This is a genomic window from Rossellomorea sp. LjRoot5 (assembly GCF_964253455.1).
GTDB lineage: Bacteria > Bacillota > Bacilli > Bacillales > Bacillaceae_B > Rossellomorea.
This window is the reverse complement of the sequence record NZ_CAXUQN020000001.1, coordinates 414,519-433,648: the sequence shown is the minus strand read 5'-3', so window position 1 is coordinate 433,648 and position 19,130 is coordinate 414,519. Positions and strand designations below refer to the sequence as shown.

General features: G+C 45.0%; 18 protein-coding genes. All 18 read right to left on the bottom strand.

Going from position 1 to position 19,130, the window contains the following annotated elements:
* Positions 1-8: 8 nt before the first annotated feature.
* Positions 9-947 (bottom strand): DUF1672 family protein, encoded by a 939-nt coding sequence (locus ACSQ2E_RS02135; protein WP_435989154.1) that lies wholly within the window; start codon positions 945-947, stop codon positions 9-11.
* A 287-nt stretch (positions 948-1,234) separates the two neighbouring features.
* Positions 1,235-2,065, bottom strand: coding sequence for a DUF1672 family protein (locus ACSQ2E_RS02130; protein WP_435989153.1), 831 nt, complete (start codon positions 2,063-2,065; stop codon positions 1,235-1,237).
* 90 nt (positions 2,066-2,155) lie between these two features.
* Complete coding sequence (locus ACSQ2E_RS02125) at positions 2,156-3,058, bottom strand: DUF1672 family protein (RefSeq protein ID WP_435989152.1); 903 nt, start codon at positions 3,056-3,058, stop codon at positions 2,156-2,158.
* A 59-nt stretch (positions 3,059-3,117) separates the two neighbouring features.
* Positions 3,118-3,723, bottom strand: a complete 606-nt coding sequence (locus ACSQ2E_RS02120; RefSeq protein WP_435989151.1) for a DUF1672 family protein — start codon at positions 3,721-3,723, stop codon at positions 3,118-3,120.
* 26 nt (positions 3,724-3,749) lie between these two features.
* The gene (locus tag ACSQ2E_RS02115) at positions 3,750-4,016 is read right to left on the bottom strand and encodes a hypothetical protein (protein WP_435989150.1); all 267 of its coding nucleotides are present in this window, start codon (positions 4,014-4,016) and stop codon (positions 3,750-3,752) included.
* Positions 3,995-4,600: a DUF1672 family protein gene (locus tag ACSQ2E_RS02110; protein WP_435989149.1), complete on the bottom strand. Its 606-nt coding sequence runs from the start codon at positions 4,598-4,600 to the stop codon at positions 3,995-3,997. Before ACSQ2E_RS02110 ends, ACSQ2E_RS02115 begins: the two co-directional genes overlap by 22 nt.
* Positions 4,601-5,005: 405 nt before the next feature.
* Positions 5,006-5,410: an SGNH hydrolase domain-containing protein gene (locus ACSQ2E_RS02105; protein ID WP_435989148.1), complete on the bottom strand. Its 405-nt coding sequence runs from the start codon at positions 5,408-5,410 to the stop codon at positions 5,006-5,008.
* A gap of 67 nt (positions 5,411-5,477) precedes the next feature.
* Positions 5,478-6,185, bottom strand: a complete 708-nt coding sequence (locus ACSQ2E_RS02100) for a hypothetical protein (RefSeq protein ID WP_435989147.1) — start codon at positions 6,183-6,185, stop codon at positions 5,478-5,480.
* 267 nt (positions 6,186-6,452) lie between these two features.
* Positions 6,453-9,509, bottom strand: a complete 3,057-nt coding sequence (locus ACSQ2E_RS02095; protein WP_435989146.1) for an FIMAH domain-containing protein — start codon at positions 9,507-9,509, stop codon at positions 6,453-6,455.
* 186 nt (positions 9,510-9,695) lie between these two features.
* Entirely contained in the window at positions 9,696-10,838 is a 1,143-nt protein-coding gene (nagA, locus tag ACSQ2E_RS02090) for an N-acetylglucosamine-6-phosphate deacetylase (RefSeq protein WP_435989145.1), read from the bottom strand.
* Positions 10,839-10,896: 58 nt separating this feature from the next.
* Positions 10,897-11,871 (bottom strand): Gfo/Idh/MocA family protein, encoded by a 975-nt coding sequence (locus ACSQ2E_RS02085; RefSeq protein WP_435989144.1) that lies wholly within the window; start codon positions 11,869-11,871, stop codon positions 10,897-10,899.
* On the bottom strand, positions 11,868-12,578 hold the full coding sequence (locus ACSQ2E_RS02080; protein ID WP_435989143.1) for a hypothetical protein: 711 nt from the start codon (positions 12,576-12,578) through the stop codon (positions 11,868-11,870). Before ACSQ2E_RS02080 ends, ACSQ2E_RS02085 begins: the two co-directional genes overlap by 4 nt.
* A gap of 9 nt (positions 12,579-12,587) precedes the next feature.
* Entirely contained in the window at positions 12,588-13,430 is an 843-nt protein-coding gene (locus tag ACSQ2E_RS02075; protein ID WP_435989142.1) for a sugar phosphate isomerase/epimerase family protein, read from the bottom strand.
* Positions 13,430-14,416, bottom strand: coding sequence for an acetylxylan esterase (locus ACSQ2E_RS02070; protein WP_435989141.1), 987 nt, complete (start codon positions 14,414-14,416; stop codon positions 13,430-13,432). The genes ACSQ2E_RS02075 and ACSQ2E_RS02070 overlap by 1 nt, the downstream gene beginning before the upstream one ends.
* Before the next feature lie 16 nt (positions 14,417-14,432).
* Positions 14,433-15,971: an FAD-dependent oxidoreductase gene (locus tag ACSQ2E_RS02065; protein WP_435989140.1), complete on the bottom strand. Its 1,539-nt coding sequence runs from the start codon at positions 15,969-15,971 to the stop codon at positions 14,433-14,435.
* A complete protein-coding gene (locus ACSQ2E_RS02060; protein WP_435989139.1) occupies positions 15,972-17,024 on the bottom strand; it encodes a Gfo/Idh/MocA family protein in 1,053 nt (350 codons plus the stop codon).
* Between the two features lie 22 nt (positions 17,025-17,046).
* Complete coding sequence (locus ACSQ2E_RS02055) at positions 17,047-18,105, bottom strand: Gfo/Idh/MocA family protein (protein WP_435989138.1); 1,059 nt, start codon at positions 18,103-18,105, stop codon at positions 17,047-17,049.
* A 12-nt stretch (positions 18,106-18,117) separates the two neighbouring features.
* Entirely contained in the window at positions 18,118-19,122 is a 1,005-nt protein-coding gene (locus tag ACSQ2E_RS02050; RefSeq protein WP_435989137.1) for a zinc-dependent alcohol dehydrogenase, read from the bottom strand.
* Positions 19,123-19,130 lie beyond the last annotated feature (8 nt).

Below are 19,130 nucleotides of genomic sequence, written 5' to 3'. Positions count from 1 at the left end.
AAACCACCTTATTCTTTTATGATTTCATCGGGGTAAGCTCGTTCAAGGGAATTATCTTTAACACCCTCAAATGAATCCTTGTGTATTCTATTATCATTTACGAAGACACTATATGCCCCCCTTGGAAAATCATTTGAGTCCTTTATATCTTTGATGATTTGATTAAAAACCTTTTCACTTGGTTCCATACCTTCTTCTTTCATGAAAAGCATTATGGATATTCTTAAATTTTTCGGGTCAAATGCTTCTTTTTTAAACGCTGCCTGTAATTCATCAATACTCGCATCAGGATTTTTTATATATAGTTCATATACAGGTTTAATAGCCTCATCTTTAATTGGTGACGTTGAAATGAAATAGTAAGGAGTCATATAACCATCCCCTGCTACATTTTCAAGGGATTCTTTTGTCCTACCAACAACTTCTCCTTCAGTTACAATCTTCTCAATGTAACTGTCTAATTTGCTAAATTCATTTTTGTACAATTGTTTATATAAGCCATCTGTTATTGCACTTTCTACTTGACCTTCTTGGGACCAAACCTCATCAGATTGGATTGTCTGATCACTCGAATTAATCGGGACAATAGCATAAGTATAGAAAGAAAGCGGGCCAGTTGACTCTACAAACACTGTAGCCCCATCCACATTACCAACAATATTATGAACTTCGATATCTGTACTATATTTATTCAGAAAAAAATCTTTTACTGCCTTCTCAACCTCTTCTCGATGTTCTTCTGCGATTTTGTCGTTTTCCTTACCATCTTTTAATGTGTAGCCTTCACCTTTATAATCCTGTACCCTTGCATATTGATCCTTCACTTCATCCTGCGTATTCTTCTTCTCATCCAAACCATTACCATTCGCATTATCCATATTCATACATCCTCCAAGTAATAATGAAAGTCCGATTCCATATATAATCCACTTATTTTTTCTGTTCATGAATGTCTGATCCTCCTAATTGGATGGGTTCATTTTAAAGAATTACCTTTATATTGTATAAAAGTCTGTAAAGTATTAACAGTTCAATCGGGAATTCCTTAGATCAATCAGGAAAAACAGGAAAAAAGTAGCGGTGACGATTCTCTTCTACATTTCTTTTAACCTATTTATTTTGCTGGAATTGTCGTGAGTCTTCAGACTTATACATTTGTATAATTACCCCAATTATTCAAAGGATAACCTGTTATTCTAGAAATTTTTGTAAGGTATGAACGGGGTAAGAATCCCTATTCTCCCCTAATCACTTCCTTTTCGATTGAATTATCTTTAAAGCCTTCAAACGATTCTTTATGTACACCGTTGTCATTTATCGCTACCCTGTATGTCCCTTTAGGGAAATCGTTACTTTCCTTTATATCCCTTGCAACCCGTTCCATAACCTCTTTACTCGGCTGGACGTCCTCTTTCTCCATAAAAAGCATGATATTAATCCTAAGGTTATCCGCTTCAAATAAGTTCCCATCATACGCTTGCTTCAATGTTTCGATACTCGTTTGATGATCCCTCATATACAAGTCATACACAGGCTTGATGGCTTCATCGCTGTTTAATGATGACAGAGAATAATAGGGCGTCATATAGCCTGATCCTCCCACATTTTGAAGGGATTCGACGGTTCTGCCGACAAACTTTTCCTCCGAAACCACTTTCTCAAGATACGAATCCAGCTTCTTAAATTCTTCCTCGAATATCAACCTGTATAATCCTTCCCGAATGCCCCTTTCCATTTCCCCTTCCTGTGTCCTCACTACCCCAACGGAAATACGATCTGATTCCTGATGAAAGGGGACGATGGCATAGGTATAAAAATGGACAGGTCCCGTCGATTCAACAAACACCGTCACTCCATCCTTATTTCCTACGAGATTATGAATCTTCACCCGAGTTTCATAGTTCTTCATAAAAAATGCTTTGACAGCTTTCTCTACTTCTTCACGGTTTGCTTCTGCAACTTTATCGTTTGCTGCTCCATTTGTCAGTCGATACCCTTCCCCTTTATAATCCTGCACCCGTTCGTATTGATCTTCCACTTCTTTTGGTGTGCTGCTATGATTCATACAGCCTCCCAGTAACAAGGAAATTCCTAATAGATACTTAATCCTTTTATTTTGCCGAACCATGAAGTTTCACCCTCCTATCCATTACACCTATTCCTTCACGATGGAATCCGGAAACGATAATTCCAGGGAGTTCTCTTTCACCCCATCATCCACCTTTTCATTGATTAAATTGTCATTGATGAAGAGGTTATAATTTCCTTTCGGTATCGCGTCCATGGCCTTTAGGTCTTTTTGTATTTGATTAAATAATTTTTTATCAGGTTTTGCCTGATCCTTTTCCATATATAATTGAATCGTAATCATATAATCCTCTGCTAAAAAGTCCTCTTTTGAGAATAGCGGTTTCAGTTCACTCACCGGTGTGTCCGGGTCTTGTAGATATGCTTCATATACCGGCAGGATCGCTTCATCATCAGGAGGGACGGATAGATAATAGTATGGGGTCATATAGCCTGATCCCCCGACATTTTGAAGGGACTTTTCCGTTTTCCCGACCACTGGGTTCCCGGAAACAATTTCACTCAGATATCGATCCAATTCCTGAAACTCCTTCTTAAATAATAGTCTGTACAGCCCTCCTTGAATGTTCCCTTCAACCTCTCCGTCCAGAGATGAAACATCCCTTACCCTTTTTTCACTTAAGTCCATCGACACAATGGCACTACTGTAAAAATGGACGGGTCCTGTCGATTCTACAAATACTGTCGCACCATTCACATTCCCCACTATGGTATGGACCTTGACATCCGCTTTATAGGTTTCCATAAAAAAGTCCTTCACTTCTTCTTTTACTTCTTCGCTTTTTTCTTCAGCTATTTTGTCCGCTTCTTCTCCACCTCTGAGCACATATCCATCCCCCACGTACTCTTGCACTCTTACAAAAGTGTCCTTATACGGACCATTCACCTCTCCCTCTTTATGTAAACAACCTCCCAGCAATAGGGATAATCCGATCATTTCACACATATTCTTCTTATATTTAGTCTCCATGCGTTTTTCATTCCTTCCATATATCAGGGGGCCACTACCATCCCTCACGGTTGCTGCAACTACTCCTTCACAATCTCATCCGGAGTCGTCCTTTCAAGGGAATTCTCTTTTATCCCTTCAAACGATTGTTTGAGGACGGAATTGTCATTGACGAAAATACTGTATGTGCCCTTTGGTATATCATCCATCGTTTCAATATCGTGTACTACTCTATGGAATACCTTCTCATCCGGATCTGCACCTGGATCACTCATAAACAGATTAATGACCACTTCAAAATCGGATGGATTAAACGCTTCTTCATTGTAAGCATCCCTCAATTTAACAACTGCATATGTGTAAAAGTGGAGAGGATCTGTTGATTCAACAAATACGGTAGCTCCTGCCTCATTACCCACTGCATTATGTACCTTGACATCTGTCTTATATTCTTTCAGAAAGAAATCCTTCACCGCACTCTCTACTTCTTTCCGATGCTCTTCAGCAATCTTGTCTGTCTCTTTCCCATTTTTCAAAGTATATCCTTCTCCCGTGTAGTCCTGAACGCTCTCAAATTGATTATGAACTTCCCTCTCCGAATCTACCTTTTTATCAGAATCCATGCACCCGATAAGAAGAAATGAAAGCCCGGCGCTACATATCAAACCTTGTATTGTACGAATCAACTTCTCTCATCCTCAATCTACTTTCTTTAATATGTATCTTTAATAATATAATTAGGATCCACCTTTTCAACTGAATGTTCTTCATTACTCATTCCTCTATAACGATCGACGTAATTGTCATGTAGAAGGATATTGTAGGCACCGTAGGGTAAGCCACCCTCTTCCTCAATCATTTTCACCACTGATTCAAGCTCTTCTTGAGTGGGGAAGGTATCTTTCTCTTTTTTGTAAAGTTGGATCGTGATATTGATGGATTCAGGATTTGTTTCTTCTATTTGAATGCTCTCACCCAATCTTCTTTACTGTATTGCGTATTCTGCAGGTACATTTCTACAATGCGGTCCGACAGTTCCATATCAAATACTGAAACAAAATAATATTCGTTCCCATATCCAAACGATTTAGTATTGTTTATTGCTTCTGGAGTTTTTCCGCTTAAGGCTTGTTTTTTTGTAATCTCTTTCAATAAATCATTCAAACGGGCAAATTCATCTTCAAACACACATCCATAAACACCTGAAGTAATCGCGTTCTCTACTTCGCCTTCCAATGAAAACACCTGATCCGCAAGAACAGTATTGTTTTCAACATCAATAGGAACGACAGCATAAGTATGGATGAAAGGAATTCCCACTGACTCGACATAGATCGTTACCCCGTCTTCATTCCCGACGAGATTATGGACCTTCACCGGAGTGTGATATTCATCCAGAAAAAATGTCTCCACCGCTTTCACCACTTCTTCACGATGGGACTCGGCGACTTTATCCGTCTCCATTCCATTATTCAACGCAAATTCTTCACCTTTATATTCCTGGATACTTATAAATTGATCTTTTGATTCATTATGATCCATTTCTTTTTCTTTTGTTCCCATACAACCACCCAATAGAAGGATACAAGCTAGCATGACGATCGTTTTCACTCTCACTAATTATCATTTCTTTATCAAATTCATTTCCTTGACGCTAAAGAACATAGCCGCCCCTCCACTACCTTTCATGTAATTCCATAATTGTATAATTACCCCAATAATTTCAGTTGTAATCGGGGAGAAGCAAGGGGACGGTTCTTCTGCTTACAAACTACTGCACTATGAACAAATAAAGCTAGTTATCCGCCCCCTACCGGAATCACCATTACCCATTATGTCACTTATGAGGGCTGAAACAATTGAACTTTTATAATTTCTTTTCACACTGCTTTTCCAATAAAAGAACAACAATAAAACGCCCTGAGATGTTTCACAGGGCGTTTCTTCCGTATCTCACTATTCACCACTCTATTTGAACAAACCGGCTCTTCTCAATTCCTTCTCCACCGCTCCTGCCATCGTCCTCGAATACAGTGTCGAGATATGATGATAATCACGATACACCAATACATTCCCCACGACAGGCGGGCAGGTGCCGTCCTGACAAAAATACTCCGACAGATCGGCAAATGTGACATTACCGGGTATTCCGTCTGTATTATCCCAGGGTACAGCTTCTGACAAGACTCGATCCCTCGGAACCGAACAATCCTCTATGCCTCTTTCTTCCACACATTGAGGCGGATCGCCTTCCATCGCCGGGTTGTCACGGACGGCAAAGATATGGGTGATGCCGTCGAGTTTTTCCCATTGATGAAGATACCCTTGGGGAACCGTGTCCCCCTCCGCCACATTCGCTGTCGTAAATACCACATCCGGCGGGTTGGACTTCAGCATCTATTTTGGATTGGGATTACATCCGCGACCCCTTTCCCCAAGTTCACGCAGCTTGATCCCTTTCAATCGGAAGGACTCTCCGTCGGAGCCACATAGCACCAATGATAAAAAGACAACCCATTAAAGTAAGGGCGATTAAAGAAAGTGTTCCACCCTTCTGATACGGCAGATCCGTATAATATCCATGCTTTTCTCCAGAAAGCCTCCTGATCCATTGGGTGTCCAGTTTGGACTTTGTATCAAGCGTAAAGGTCCTTTTCTTAATCACTCCATTTTCGTTCACACGATACGTGCGGTATTTGACAGGCTTTCCTTTTAAATTCCCCGCCTCAGGAGTCAGGCGCATGGCAATGATGAATGACTCCTTTTTTGTTTCCTTCTCTTCCACCACTTTGTATTGGATGGCCTCCTTATATGCACTCATCCCTTGAGGATCGGATTGGACCTTAAACCCTTTCAACTCTGCTTCCGGTTCATCCTTCACTTCAAAGAGGATGGTCCCGCTCTTCTTACCTGAGTCCTCTTCTTCCAGGAAGGTACTCACCTTTACTCCATGAAACACCTGCACCGGATACACATCACCGTCTTCTTCTAATGAAATAGATTCATACTGATCTTCAAATCGATTCTGATAGAATGATTCCCTGATAGATTGGATGAAGAAATAGGCTACCAGGGTCATGGCCACAAAGCCGGTAATAAATAAAAAATAGCTTGCATATAACATCCGTTTCTTCTTATTAATCATCATACATTCAACACCCAAATCGATGGATTTTCATTAAAAGAAGTCAACCTCCCTATCCTTGGCTTCCTTTATGAATCGTTACACTACTACTTCTGTAACCATTCTGGATTCACCTTTGGGAAACATGTAAAAAACATTGAGAGATTTTGTTGAAATCCATGGAATGCTGCATGGTTTTGTAAGAAAAAATCATATTTCAAGATGTAAAGGTCCGTCCCTCGGCGCTTTAAAGCACTGAGGGACGGACCTTTGATTCTATTATGCTCTCTCTTATTCTACTGATGAATATGCATCTTTTATGGTTTGGACGTTTTGGTTCAAGAGAGTTTTGATCTCTTCCTCTGCATCACTCTTCTCCAAATGTTTGGAGAAGTCATCTAAATGCTTCAGGGCTTGTCTTGTATGGCCTTTTTCATACTGATGCTGAGCCTGCTTCAACCGGTTCACAAGCTGCTTCACCGTGGCATGATCAAGCTCACCGCTGTCTTCCATTTCTTCTATTTGTGTGATCAGCGTCCCGGCTGATACATCGACGGTTATCTCCAGAGGGTTGGATGTGGCCGTTTCCCCATTGTATGTGACTGTGGCTCTCACTTCTGCCGTACCTGCATTAAGGGCCGTGACTTCTCCATTTTTCACCTCTAATACGTCAGGTTCCGTATTCTCCCATTTCACTTCAGCACCTGCCAAGTCAACTTCCTTCCCATTCGCAAGCGTAACGGCCAAATCCAGATTCAGCGTGTCTCCTTGAAGAAGAGTGTTTTTCGCAGCCGATAGTTCCGCTTTTTCCACTGGAACCGGCAGCTTCATCAAATCCGCACCTGCTGCATAATAAATATTTCCTTCATTATCAATATCCATTAAATTCACGGTGTCTCCGATAAGCTGCTTGCTCATCATCGTTTCAGGGTCGATGACAGTCAGCTTTCTTGCTACCGTGGTATAAAGCATGCCTTGATCATCCCATCTCAAGTAGAATGGACGCCACTGGCTGCCCCGAAGGACACCTGTATAGAACTCCTTCTTCTTCACTATTTCTTTTGAAACAGGATCCATGGCAAAGATGACACTGTTTACAACACCATCTTCGTTGACACCATAAGCCGCTCCCCATAGATTCCCATCAGGTCCGATGGATAGTTCGCCGATCATTTCAGGTGTCTTAATTCCTTCTAATTCCAAATCAAATACTTCGTAATCACCTGTACTTGCTTCATACTCAAACATTCTGGCTTCCTTCTCAACCGCATCGATGCCGAGTCCTCCCGCTGTGGTAGATCCTCCATATAGGATTCCATCCTTGTAGGCGAGCCCAATGATGCTCTGATTTTCGATGATATTTCGAATCGTTTTCCACTCACCTGTTTTTTCATCGAAAATCGTCAGGGCACCGCCGAGCTTCCCGTAGTCGGAGATCGTCCCCGTGAATAACTTGTCGTCCCCTGATTCAAAGGTGAACGGCCTGCTTTGATCATCCCCGATGTCATAGACCATCTCCGGGTTATCTCCGTTGCCTCCGTCTTTATAGATAAAAGGAAGTTCAGGATCATACTTGTAAATTTGGGCACCTCCGTATATGCCCATATAGACATCTCCGTTCATGAACCCGATCCCTTCAATTTGATGGGGGTTCCGTTCACGTAAGAGGTATGATTCAGTCGACGTATCGTACACTCCGAATGATCCTTGGTATCCGCCCATATACACGTTCTTATCCGGTCCGATTTCAAGACTTTGGATGGAAAGCCCCTGCTTCTCAACCTCCGGATACAGAACCTTTGCTTCCTTCGTCTCCGGGTTATAGGTGGAGTATTCGATCTGATGGTGCAGAATCGACAGAACCTGTTCCCCATCTTCATTCGTCGTCCATTCGTACGCTTTCACCGGAGAAGCCGGCAAGGTAACTTTAGGCTCTACAGACTGCGTTTCATCCGTATCCATATCATACGTCCATAACTCGTTCGTTCTCTTATCCTTGAAATAAATCAAACTGGGGTCATCCGGGGAAGGCGGTGAAATTAAGCCGTCGTATGCGTGTTCATCTTCCCAGTTCATTTCATGGACGACTTCTTCCGTTTCCACATCCAGCACTAGCATGGACGTCCCATACGCTACAAATAATCGGTCTCCATATTCCCATACATTCGATACCGACGTGCTCGTGCCGGAGATCGGCAGGTGTATTTCTTCTCTTTCACCCGTTTCCCGATTCATCTTCATCAAGTAGGCCGTTGTACCGATTCCAACATAGAGATTTTCATCGGTCACTCCGAGTCCCCTTGCATAATTCTGTTCTTCATGGAACCTTCCAAGGTCCGTCAATGTATCCGAAGCGATATCATATTCAAATACTTTGGCATTTGGATAGGTTGCACCGTAAATCTTCCCGTCACTTGTCGCATCAAGCTGCCAGATCCAATTGTCAGATGGACTTTTCCCCACTTCCTCCAAGCGCTGTTCATCCACTACGTACCTGTACAATATTCCATTGTATGTACCAGCGAAGTACACATTCCCGTCCGAACCGATTGTCATCCCCCATACGACATCACTGCCTGGCAGTGATTGTGAAAAGATTTTTTCACCGGTGACGGCATCATTGGCATAGAAGGTGGCAGGTGATCCGTTCGTTGCATAGTACACCTCACCGTCACCGATGGCTGCACCTTGCGTTTTAGCCGCTAAAGCTGCCGGACCCAGATTAATGGGTTCTCCATAATCGAATGGCAGTTCCAACTGCTCATTGGACTTTTCATATATTTTTATATCATCGTAGTACCCTTTCGTTACGGCAGTGCTTGCTTGATAAAGAAAGACCTTCACACTGACGGCACCAGCTGGAGCGTTTGCTTCAACCGTTACCTTCTGCCATTCATTCAGTTTAAGTCCGTCAAAGTATTTGGGGCTGTTCCCGATGTTTGTTCCTTCCGCATTATACCAGCGAAGCCAGATCCCCGGCTTTCCTTTCGTCAGTTCTTCAACAAACAATTGTGCGGTCAGTTTATATTGATTGCCTTCTGTCACATCGACTCCTTGACTAAAAAGTCCTGTCACACCCGAATTATCGATCCGTAGACTTTGATCACCTTCATACGCTTTATCACCAGTGATCTTCAGTCCGGATTTCAAACCGCCGCTCCAATAACTCCAATCTGGTATCCCTGTTTCCGTTTCCGTCACAGCTTCAAAATCTCCATTTTGAACCGGAAGCTCTGTCCATCCGGCTTCTGCGGATACAGTGTTCTGATAAACAGATGAGGGTAATAAAGAAATAAACAAAATCAACGTAAGCAATACTGAAAAAACACGCAAGTATGATTTACTCATTACGTTTCTCCCTTCATATTTGAATTAAAGCCCCGTATCTCTCTCTCCCTCCTCGTATGGAATGATCATCCATACTGACTTCCCTTCCTCCCCATGGTTATCCTGTAACCCTTCACTTCTACTCTATTAAAAGACAGCAAATAGTTAATAATGCCCACAAAAAAGAGCAAGCGGCAGGATGATCGCTTACTCTTCCTTATACACAACTTCTCCATTTAAATACGTGGCCGCAACAGACAAATCCTCCTCTAAAACAACCAGATCCGCATCATATCCGACTTTGATTCTCCCCTTGCTTATATCTTTCCCTATCGCATGTAACGGGCCTTCCGAAGCCATGTATACAGCGTCTTCCAACGGTATCCCGCAGTTCTCCACAACATATTTGATTCCCTTATCGAGCGTTATCGCACTTCCCGCTAAAGCCCCGTTTTTCAAGGTCACTTCATCCCCCGTTTTCACCAATTCCTTCCCGCGAAACGAATACTCCCCATCACCCAAATCGTTATAGCCTGTACAGTCTGATATAAGCAACATGTTCTCCTTGCCTTTTATCTTATATAACAACTCGATCATGTTCGGATGCACGTGGAGTCCATCGGTTATGATTTCACACGCTAATTCTTCGTAGAATAGCGCTGCTGCAGCCGTCCCCGGTGTCCGGTGGTGAATAGGGCTCATGGCATTGAAGGTATGGGTGACCTGAGTCAACCCATGCTTGATCGCGACACCGATTTCTTCCATGGAAGCTTGTGTGTGGCCAGCCGAAATTCGTATCCCTTTTTCAACCAACTCCTTGAATAGAGAGACATCCCCGACTTCTTCAGGTGCTAAAGTGACAATCGAGATCAAGTCTGAAAATGGACCTATAATGTTGCTTATATCTTCTTGTGAGAGCTTTCTGATAAGAGATTTGTTTTGTGCCCCAGGATATAACGGACTAATCCAGGGGCCTTCGATATGAACACCAAGCAGTCCGGCACCGGTTGTAGTCTTCCTTCTAAATTCTTGGGCATGATGAAGAAAAGCCATCAGTTCAGAAGGTTCAGAGGTCCTGGATGTGGCAAGAAAAGAGGTGATGCCGTAACGTGGCAATCTGTCCGCTATTTCATCAAACGCGCTGGCCCCATCCATAAAGTCATATCCGCATAAGCCATGGATGTGGATGTCCACAAACCCTGGACATATGAGGCCTTTTACGCGATGTACGGGTGCATCAGGAACTGACTCCCCTTCGCCGACTGACACAATCTTTCCATTTGATATCCCGATTGCTTTATCCTCAAACCGCTTTCCACCTGTGACGATGTCCCCTCTTACATATTTCATATATTCCCCTCCAAATGAAAGAAAGGCTGCCAAGGGACCCGTCCCCCTGGCAACCCCTCTACAGGTTTACACTCTTTTTTAACCGACTGGATTCATAGGCCGCCAGCGCCACTTCCAACGCTTTTAAACCGTCGCGTCCTGTGATGGAAGGTTCCCTTTTCTTCTCCACACAGTCGACAAAGTCTTTTATCAGTCCATAATCCATATCGTTTCCGTAAAAGACGTGACTCAATGAGCGACGTTCGCTTGCAAACAGCCTGAAATGCTCTTTGAACGCATCGGCCTTCACCGTCTTTTGGGTGCCGATCACTTCGATGGTGACATCCCCCCACATCGGGTATTCAGAGAACCTCGACCAGCTTGCATCATGGGAAGCGATGACCCCGTTCTCAAACTCCATCGTAAGGATCCCGGCGTCGTCAATATCAATGGAATGAAAATAGGAGTCGACAATCGCATGTACTTCTTTCACTTCTTCTCCCAGGTACCAGCGCATGATGTCCACCATATGGACAGTATGATCAAGGACCGCACCGCCACCCGATTGATCTTCATCGATAAACCAGCCCCCGGGATTCTGCCCCCGGTTGGTGGTACGGAAAGCGACGATGTCCCCCAGCTCCCCATCATCGATCATGTTCTTCAGCTGAAGGATCGGCGCGCTGAATCGAACAGGAAAAGCCGTCTGCAACAACACAGCCTCCTCTTCACAAACCGATATCATTTCCTCCGCATCCTCGACAGTGGTCGCAATCGGTTTTTCACACAGAATATGCTTCTTAGCCCGGGCCGCCTTCACGACCATTTCTTTATGACGGTTGTTTTCACTGCAAATGATGACCGCGTCCATTTCAGCAGCCAAAAATGAATCTTGATTGTCGAAATAATCGGTCTTATACATTTCGGCAGCTTTCTTACCGCGTTCCACGTTGTCATCATAAATTCCGAACAGCTCTACATTAGGCAGTTTCATGACGCTATCCGCATAGCTGTAGGCATGCATATGGGCAAAACTCATCATCCCGATTTTCATCTCAAGCCACCTCCGTTCAGAAGACTCCGGTACTTATTCAAAGACTGAAGCAAGTCTTCATCAGCAGGATGGGCACCCGAAAGAATGGCATCCATACTATAGGAAAGAGGCAGGGTCGTAAGCCCATCCGGTCTAAGGGGAGTCATTTCATCGCTATCAAACTCGACAATCCGCTTGATCCCGCTCCACTCAAACTCGATCCTCTCTCCCTCACTGGCAAACGTATATTCCAAATGCCCCATCGTCCCCCCACCGAAATCCACCGTCAAGATCACATGGGAGGGACGGACCTCACCCCTGGACCTTTTCACCATGACCTCGGATGGTTCCCCCACAAGAGCAGAAAGCACGAATAAGTCACCAATCATGACCGAATCGCATTCCTCTTCAAGTATCTTCCTCCTCATCCGGAGAACCCCACGCGGTTTTTCATCCGACTTCATCTCTTCTTTTATTCTTTGAAAAAAAGGATAGAGTTCAAGATCGAAATATACAGACACATCGCTCAAGCCTTTACAACCCTCCGACAATTCGGAAGGGACAAACAGACGGACATTTTTCCCACCAATTCTGCCCTTATCAAATTCTTTTATTGGGAGGAACATTGTCTCATTTCCATCCGGACTTATCTCCGATGATTTCGTAAAAGAGGTCTCTGTCGTCCATTCATCTATTTTTTCCAGTCGTCCAATCACTACATTCCCCATAAGAACCTCCTATTTCAGTAACGTTTTCAAACGATTGACGGCTTCTTCATTCGCTGATTCTGCATCATCGAAGCCCTCATATTCAATCGATAGCCAGCCTCTATAATTTTCTGATTTCAATCCCTGTACGATATAAGATAAATCGACCTTCCCATCCCCTGGTACAGTGCCGATCAGCTCCACACCTTTCGTAGAGCGGAACCCCTTCAGCTCTTCACCGGAATTCTTTTCCCTGAAATCCTTGAAATGAACGTGAACGATGTCCCCCTTCAACCGGTCGAAAGCTTTCTGGGGTTCTTCATGAACGAGCAGGAAATTCCCTGTATCGAAGGTTGAACCTACATAGGGACTATTCACTTTTTCAATGATGTCCTTTACCTGTTCGCTTTTCCCGGCCAAGAGTCCGTGGTTTTCAATCGCAAGGAAAACCTTCTCTTCTTCCGCCCTTTTGGCGCATTTCTTCAGCCCTTCCACAATCCACTTCTGACCGTCTTCATATGTCAGGTTGCCGTGGAGATCTCCGCAGAATACACGCACAATCTTCGTCTCCAGTGCTTTTGCCATTTCAATCCCTTCCAGGATCTTAGCCACTTCCTCAGCCCGCTCTTCTTCTGTATCTTTCACAAAATTATTCGTCACATCATAGGCCGACACCACTAATCCATTCTTCTTAACGGCTTTAAGGACCTGATCGATTTCCTCCCGTTTATCCTCCCCGCTACTCCAGTAAAAATCGAGAAGCTCGACTCCATCAAGGGAAATGCGTTTCGCGTATTCGATAAAATCAAGAATGGACCAGTTTTTCTTTTTAATCGTAGAGGCCAGACTGTACATGCTTACACTTATGTTCATCAACTTCCTCCTCCTTTTAATAATTGCTTCGAAATGAACGCAAGTTTTTTTTCATCATGAAATGAGTTCATTTCGTGGGTGAACTGAGGGTATACTTCTATCTCTTTCTCGATTGAAATCAAATGATTAAAGGCCGCGAACACAGTGGAGGGTGGCGTAACGGCATCTTCCATCCCCACCCCCATCAGGACAGGGCACGTGATGCTCTCACAAAAATGAAGACTGTCGATCATGCCGAGAGTGTTCTTTACTTTATCCTCTGATTCGTATTGAGGGTCATTCCATTTAAAATAATCCACGATTTCCATATAAGGTCCTTGTAAGGCAATATCAAACGCACGGTCAAAATGGGTGAGGAAGGGCCAATCTGATACCACATAGTCCAGATCTCCATCGAGACCTGCCGCAACCAGGGCAAGACCTCCTCCCTGAGAAGACCCCATCACACCCAATGTTGTCGGGATTATAATGGCTTCAGCAGATTTCACCCACTTGAGTTGGACAAGGATGTCCCGGTACACATTCGTATAATAATAGGTTTCATGATCAAGAATCCCATGTAGCATCCATCCTGGAATCCTGCTTCCATTCCCGTATTTCGCATAATCAGGAGAAGTTCCCTGGCCTCGTACGTCAAAGGAATAGACAGCCACCCCTAGTGCTGTCCATTTCAGATAATCAGAAGGCAGGCCGCGGCTACCGGTATAACCATGAAAGCAGACGATCACCGGACATTCCCCCACTCCCGCAGGCTTCACCAATAGGCCATTCAACGGGGTCCCATCCCAGCTTTCAAGGATGAGATCGACCACCTCCACAGAAGGAGCCGGGTAGGCCCGTGGTGAAGAATGGATGATAGGATTTACACCGTTCATTCTTTCTTTTTGCCGGAACCAGAACTCATCAAAATCCTTTGGCCTGCTCTTCAACTCAGGCTTGTATTCACGTAATCCCTCCAGTGGAAAATCTCCAACCTTCCTCCCCATTCCCCATCACCTCCAGCTAAAATGGCCACTCCAGTTCAAATCCATCCTCCTCTAAGACCTGCTGGAAGTGCTTCAATAATCGTTTATCTTCCCGGACTGTTTTTGGCTGAGTATGATGTTCCATACAATAAGCAACAAGCGCTCCACACGCCTCACCGATATTCCATTCGACGGGGTGCAGCCGATAGCAGCCATTCGTAATATGAGTCGTTCCGATATTTTTACAACCTGCGAGGAGGTTATCTGCATCCTTAGGAAGGAGGGCACCCAGCGGGATATAAAATGGCAGTGCTTTAATATCGAGATACGTCTTCCCTGCCATGCTCGGATGGAGATCGATGCTGTACGACCCGACTCCTACTCTATCCTCATATCGCTTTCCTGTTTTCCCTTCATTGAAATCCGGGGATACATCCTGCTCCACAATCGTATACTCGGCTTTAATCCGTCGTGATTCCCTTATATAAGCGGATTTCGCCAGTCCATCGTCTGTCTCGAAAAGGTCCTTTCTCAGCATCAATCCCGGATAGCCCCTTCCTCCATCAGGCCGCGGGGCTTCCCTTTGGAGCCAGTAGAGGAGAGAAAGGCTGAGCTGCTTTCCCTGATACAGATTCTTTTCTTTCTCTTCGTCAGATACATCATAGATATTCCCTAAGAAGTAATCATTCTGCGGCCAGTTCATGAGCGTGACATCGCCTGCCTCGTAACGGGAATCAAATTGACTCCGATCAAAGATCCTCCGGTACTCCCATAATGGGAACCCATCCTCTTCCCTGAAAAGTGTATACGTCCGTTTTTCCTTTGTGATCGGATGCGGAGCATAGAAGCTCAATAATTTATCCGGCCAGATATCAGGGTGAAAGTCCCGCCAAAAGGAGTACATATCAGGTTCGGGAATCGTATGGTCTTCCCCTTCCCGGTATTCCATCCCGAGTACATAAGTGAAAGCCTGGATATCAGAAGGGTCCGCTGTCTCCAAGGCATGGGGTTCACCCGTCTCCGATTGGGCTTCTGCACCTGTCACATAGTCCACGTTCGCAAGAGGCAGTAAGTCTCCCGCTTCCGTCGCATCGATATAAAACGAGGCTTCAATCTCTTCATGGACTCCTGTCTTTTCATTCACCAAAGTGATCTTCTGCACACGACTGCCTTCTTTTTGAACACCATTGACCCTTGTATTGCGCAAGATCACCAACTGTCCAGTCAGTACATAAGGTAAAAGCATGTCATGTAAAACATGGAGGGTGACACGGGGATCATGACAGATGTTACTGACGAGACCATTCCCTGGATTCAACATCTCCCCGTACTTCTTCACCTGCATCGTGTTCAGATAGACTTCTCTCACTTTCTCACGGTAGTCCCGGTACCTCTTCGTACATCCGAACTCCTCGATCCAACGATGTTCATCCGGCGGGACTCCTTGAGACGTAACCTGACCCCCGATCCAATCCGTTTCTTCTGTCAGGATGACCTTGATTCCCTTTGAACAAGCCGCCATGGCAGCTGCGCAGCCACCGAGACCGCCGCCTGCTATCAACAAGTCCGCTTTCATTTACAAGACCACTTCCTTACCGGTTTTGGCCGATTCATACACCGCATTAAGCATCTTCATCACCTGGACCCCGTCTGTGACTGGTGCGATGGATTCCTTCCCTTCGATACAGCAGGAGACAAAATGATTGATTTCGTTATAAAAAGCTTTTTCGAAATCGAATGTCAGGCTATCGATCTGGGGCGTCATATTAAGGATCGTGTTATGTTTCTCCCCTACGATGGATAATTCCGGTTCAATTTCTGCGCCTCCTTTGTCGCCAAACAGCTTCACGTACAGCTCATCTTTCTTTGCCTGAAGGGTGAAACTCACATCAACCATAAGTGAAGCCCCGTTTTCGAAACGGATGAGGGCATTGGTCAAGTCCTCCACATCATTGAGGGTCGGATCATAATCGGCAGCCTGATAAAATGATAGGTTTTGAATATGACTCCGGTTCCCAAGCTTTGAGTAAGAGTTGCCGCTTACAGACACGGGCCGCGGCTTACCCATGAAGTACCAGCATATATCGATCATATGAACACCTAAGTCGATCAGGGGACCGCCTCCTGATTTGGTCTGATCACTGAACCATCCCCCGGGATTACCAAGTCTCCGTAAGCAGGACGCTTTCGCATAATAGATCTCACCAAGGTCACCATCATCAATGAAACGTTTGAGTAAGCCTGCATTATTCCCATGCCTCCGTACGAATCCAACTTGCAGGATCTTTCCTGATTTCCCAGCGGCGGCTTCTACCGACAACGCTTCGTCTACGGTCATGCATAAAGGCTTTTCGACGAGGACATGCTTGCCGCTTTCCAGCGCCGCGATGGCAATTTCCGCATGGGAATTGTTCCATGTACAGATGCTGATTGCATCGATTTCAGTGTTTTTCAGCATTTCCCGGTAGTCAGTGTACAATTGGCTGACTCCATATAAACGGCCTTTTTCGGTCAATCGTTCCCCATTGAGGTCACATAACGCCACAAGCTCCACCTCTTCATTTGCAAGGTATGGCTTGATATGAAACTGGGAAATCGATCCCGTTCCCACTACGCCTACTTTTAGCATCGCACTCTCTCCCTTTCGAAACTTATTTGAAATGCATTTCCTGATCCTGTTCTGAAGAATCATAGATTCCCTTTAATAGCTTCAACACTTCATAGCCGTCTTCCCCATCGATCAACGGCTTCGAACCCGTTCTTACACACTCGATGAAATGGTCGATTTCATCCTTGAAGGGTGAATGGTCTTCGTATATCGGGTGCTGCTTGCTCAGTAATCCATCCATTTCGGTAAAAATAGTGAATGGTGACAAAGTGGCTCCACCCTTGTCCCCAAGCAGTTCAATCTTGATCCCGTCGTCTTCTTCACCGTTCACCGCCCAGGCAATGTCCAGTGACAGGACGACACCGTTCTTAAAACGGATCCACGCTGACCCAAAGTCCTCCACATCAAATACATTTTTCTTATTCAATTGCCTATTGCTCGATTCCCAGCTCGATGTATATTTCGTATCATAATTCCCTAAACCAGAGACGGTCTTTCCGGATATGCTCTCCACCTGTGGACTTCCCATCAGCCACCAGGCCAGATCCAGGACATGGACACCGATATCCATCATGGCTCCTCCCCCTGATAAGGATTGATCCGTGAACCATCCCTTAGGGGTCCCCCTTCGCCTGAACAGCTTCGCTTTCACAAAATAAAGATGACCGAAATCACCCTTCTCCGCATAGGCTTTCAAAATTTGAACATCCCGGCGAAAGCGGTGGGTCATTCCGACCATCGTCATCGCTTGACGCTCATTGGCAAGCTGTAAGTACGTCTTCACTTCTTCCAGGTCCGTCCCGATCGGCTTCTCGATGAACACATGGATCCCTTTTTCTGCACACTTCATGGCAATGGGGATATGGGTTTGATTCGGCGTGCAGATCATGATCGCATCCAGTTCAACCTTTTCAAGCATCTCTTCTACCGTTTGAAAATAGTCCTTCACGCCATATTTTTCTGCAATGGTCTTCGCCCGTTTCTCGTCCACATCCACCACAGCAGCCAAGACAGCGTGTAAAGATGCATGTACATGGACAATGTGAGTGGATTCAGCAATCGATCCCAGTCCTACCAAGCCGATCTTTATGTGATCTTTCATTCGATCAACCCCTTACTTTGAGAAATCAATCACGTTTGTTAAGGTTGTGGATTTCTTATTCATCAAGGCTTCAAAAGCTTCTGTTACGTCACTGAAGTTCACTTCTTCTTTAATGAAGGAGCTGACATCGATCCGTTTCTCACTGACCAGGCGAATATATTCCTCTATGTTCCTGCCTTCCGTCCAGCGAACAAATCCATAAGGATAATCGACCGCTTCGGCCTCGTATACTTTGTCATATCGGCCTGGACCCCCCGCCCGGGAAATCAACAATTGCGCCTCTTTACTGAACATCAAGTTGCGTGGAAAGTCCGGTTCGATATCACCGACAATGACGACCTTTCCTTTGTTTCGTATCCACTTGAGACTCTGTCCGGTCAAGGGTGATCGTTTCCCGCCTGCGCATAACAGGACCGCATCCGCTCCATTCCCGTTTGTACTTTCCACGATGGCCTGCTCCATCTCTTCCATAGAAGAAAATGATCGTATATTCGCTTGTTCCTTCACCATAGTCGACCGCTCTTCATGGAGATCGTACGCAATGACACGATAGGAGGCGGCATTGGCGATCTGGGCAATCATCTGACCGAGGAGGCCCAGACCGACGATCACAGCCGTTTCACCAAACTGCAGATCGGCTATCCGAAGGGCATGAATGGCAATCGCGCCAATCCCGGCAAGTGCCGCTTCTTTCGCATCCACGTTCTGAGGGACCTTTGCGAATAATGTCTTCGGAACTAGCAAATACTCAGCATGCTGTACATAAGGGGCGCCGTAAACCGCAACCGGGTCCCCTATTTGCACACCTGTGACGCCGCTTCCCACTTCCTCCACCACTCCCATGGCGCTGTAGCCCAATGTGATGGGTTGGTCTGTACTGTTTTCAATAATTGTTAATTCCGTCCCTGGTGAAATAGTGGAGTACAGCGTTTTAACCAGCAGGAAATGAGGCTTCACTGCCGGCGTTTCGTCCTTCACCACTTCCACCCGTTTGTTATGTGCGATAATTTTTCTCATCGTATGCC

Coding starts and splice junctions, on each gene's coding strand:
- ACSQ2E_RS02075 (WP_435989142.1), bottom strand. CDS start 13,430: ATGAACATAAGTGTAAGCATGTACAGTCTGGCCTCTACGATTAAAAAG.
- ACSQ2E_RS02065 (WP_435989140.1), bottom strand. CDS start 15,971: ATGAAAGCGGACTTGTTGATAGCAGGCGGCGGTCTCGGTGGCTGCGCA.
- ACSQ2E_RS02080 (WP_435989143.1), bottom strand. CDS start 12,578: ATGGGGAATGTAGTGATTGGACGACTGGAAAAAATAGATGAATGGACG.
- ACSQ2E_RS02060 (WP_435989139.1), bottom strand. CDS start 17,024: ATGCTAAAAGTAGGCGTAGTGGGAACGGGATCGATTTCCCAGTTTCAT.
- ACSQ2E_RS02095 (WP_435989146.1), bottom strand. CDS start 9,509: ATGAGTAAATCATACTTGCGTGTTTTTTCAGTATTGCTTACGTTGATT.
- ACSQ2E_RS02070 (WP_435989141.1), bottom strand. CDS start 14,416: ATGGGGAGGAAGGTTGGAGATTTTCCACTGGAGGGATTACGTGAATAC.
- ACSQ2E_RS02110 (WP_435989149.1), bottom strand. CDS start 4,600: ATGGGAACAAAAGAAAAAGAAATGGATCATAATGAATCAAAAGATCAA.
- ACSQ2E_RS02135 (WP_435989154.1), bottom strand. CDS start 947: ATGAACAGAAAAAATAAGTGGATTATATATGGAATCGGACTTTCATTA.
- ACSQ2E_RS02130 (WP_435989153.1), bottom strand. CDS start 2,065: ATGAATCATAGCAGCACACCAAAAGAAGTGGAAGATCAATACGAACGG.
- ACSQ2E_RS02100 (WP_435989147.1), bottom strand. CDS start 6,185: ATGATGATTAATAAGAAGAAACGGATGTTATATGCAAGCTATTTTTTA.
- nagA (WP_435989145.1), bottom strand. CDS start 10,838: ATGAAATATGTAAGAGGGGACATCGTCACAGGTGGAAAGCGGTTTGAG.
- ACSQ2E_RS02085 (WP_435989144.1), bottom strand. CDS start 11,871: ATGAAAATCGGGATGATGAGTTTTGCCCATATGCATGCCTACAGCTAT.
- ACSQ2E_RS02055 (WP_435989138.1), bottom strand. CDS start 18,105: ATGAAAGATCACATAAAGATCGGCTTGGTAGGACTGGGATCGATTGCT.
- ACSQ2E_RS02050 (WP_435989137.1), bottom strand. CDS start 19,122: ATGAGAAAAATTATCGCACATAACAAACGGGTGGAAGTGGTGAAGGAC.
- ACSQ2E_RS02125 (WP_435989152.1), bottom strand. CDS start 3,058: ATGGAGACTAAATATAAGAAGAATATGTGTGAAATGATCGGATTATCC.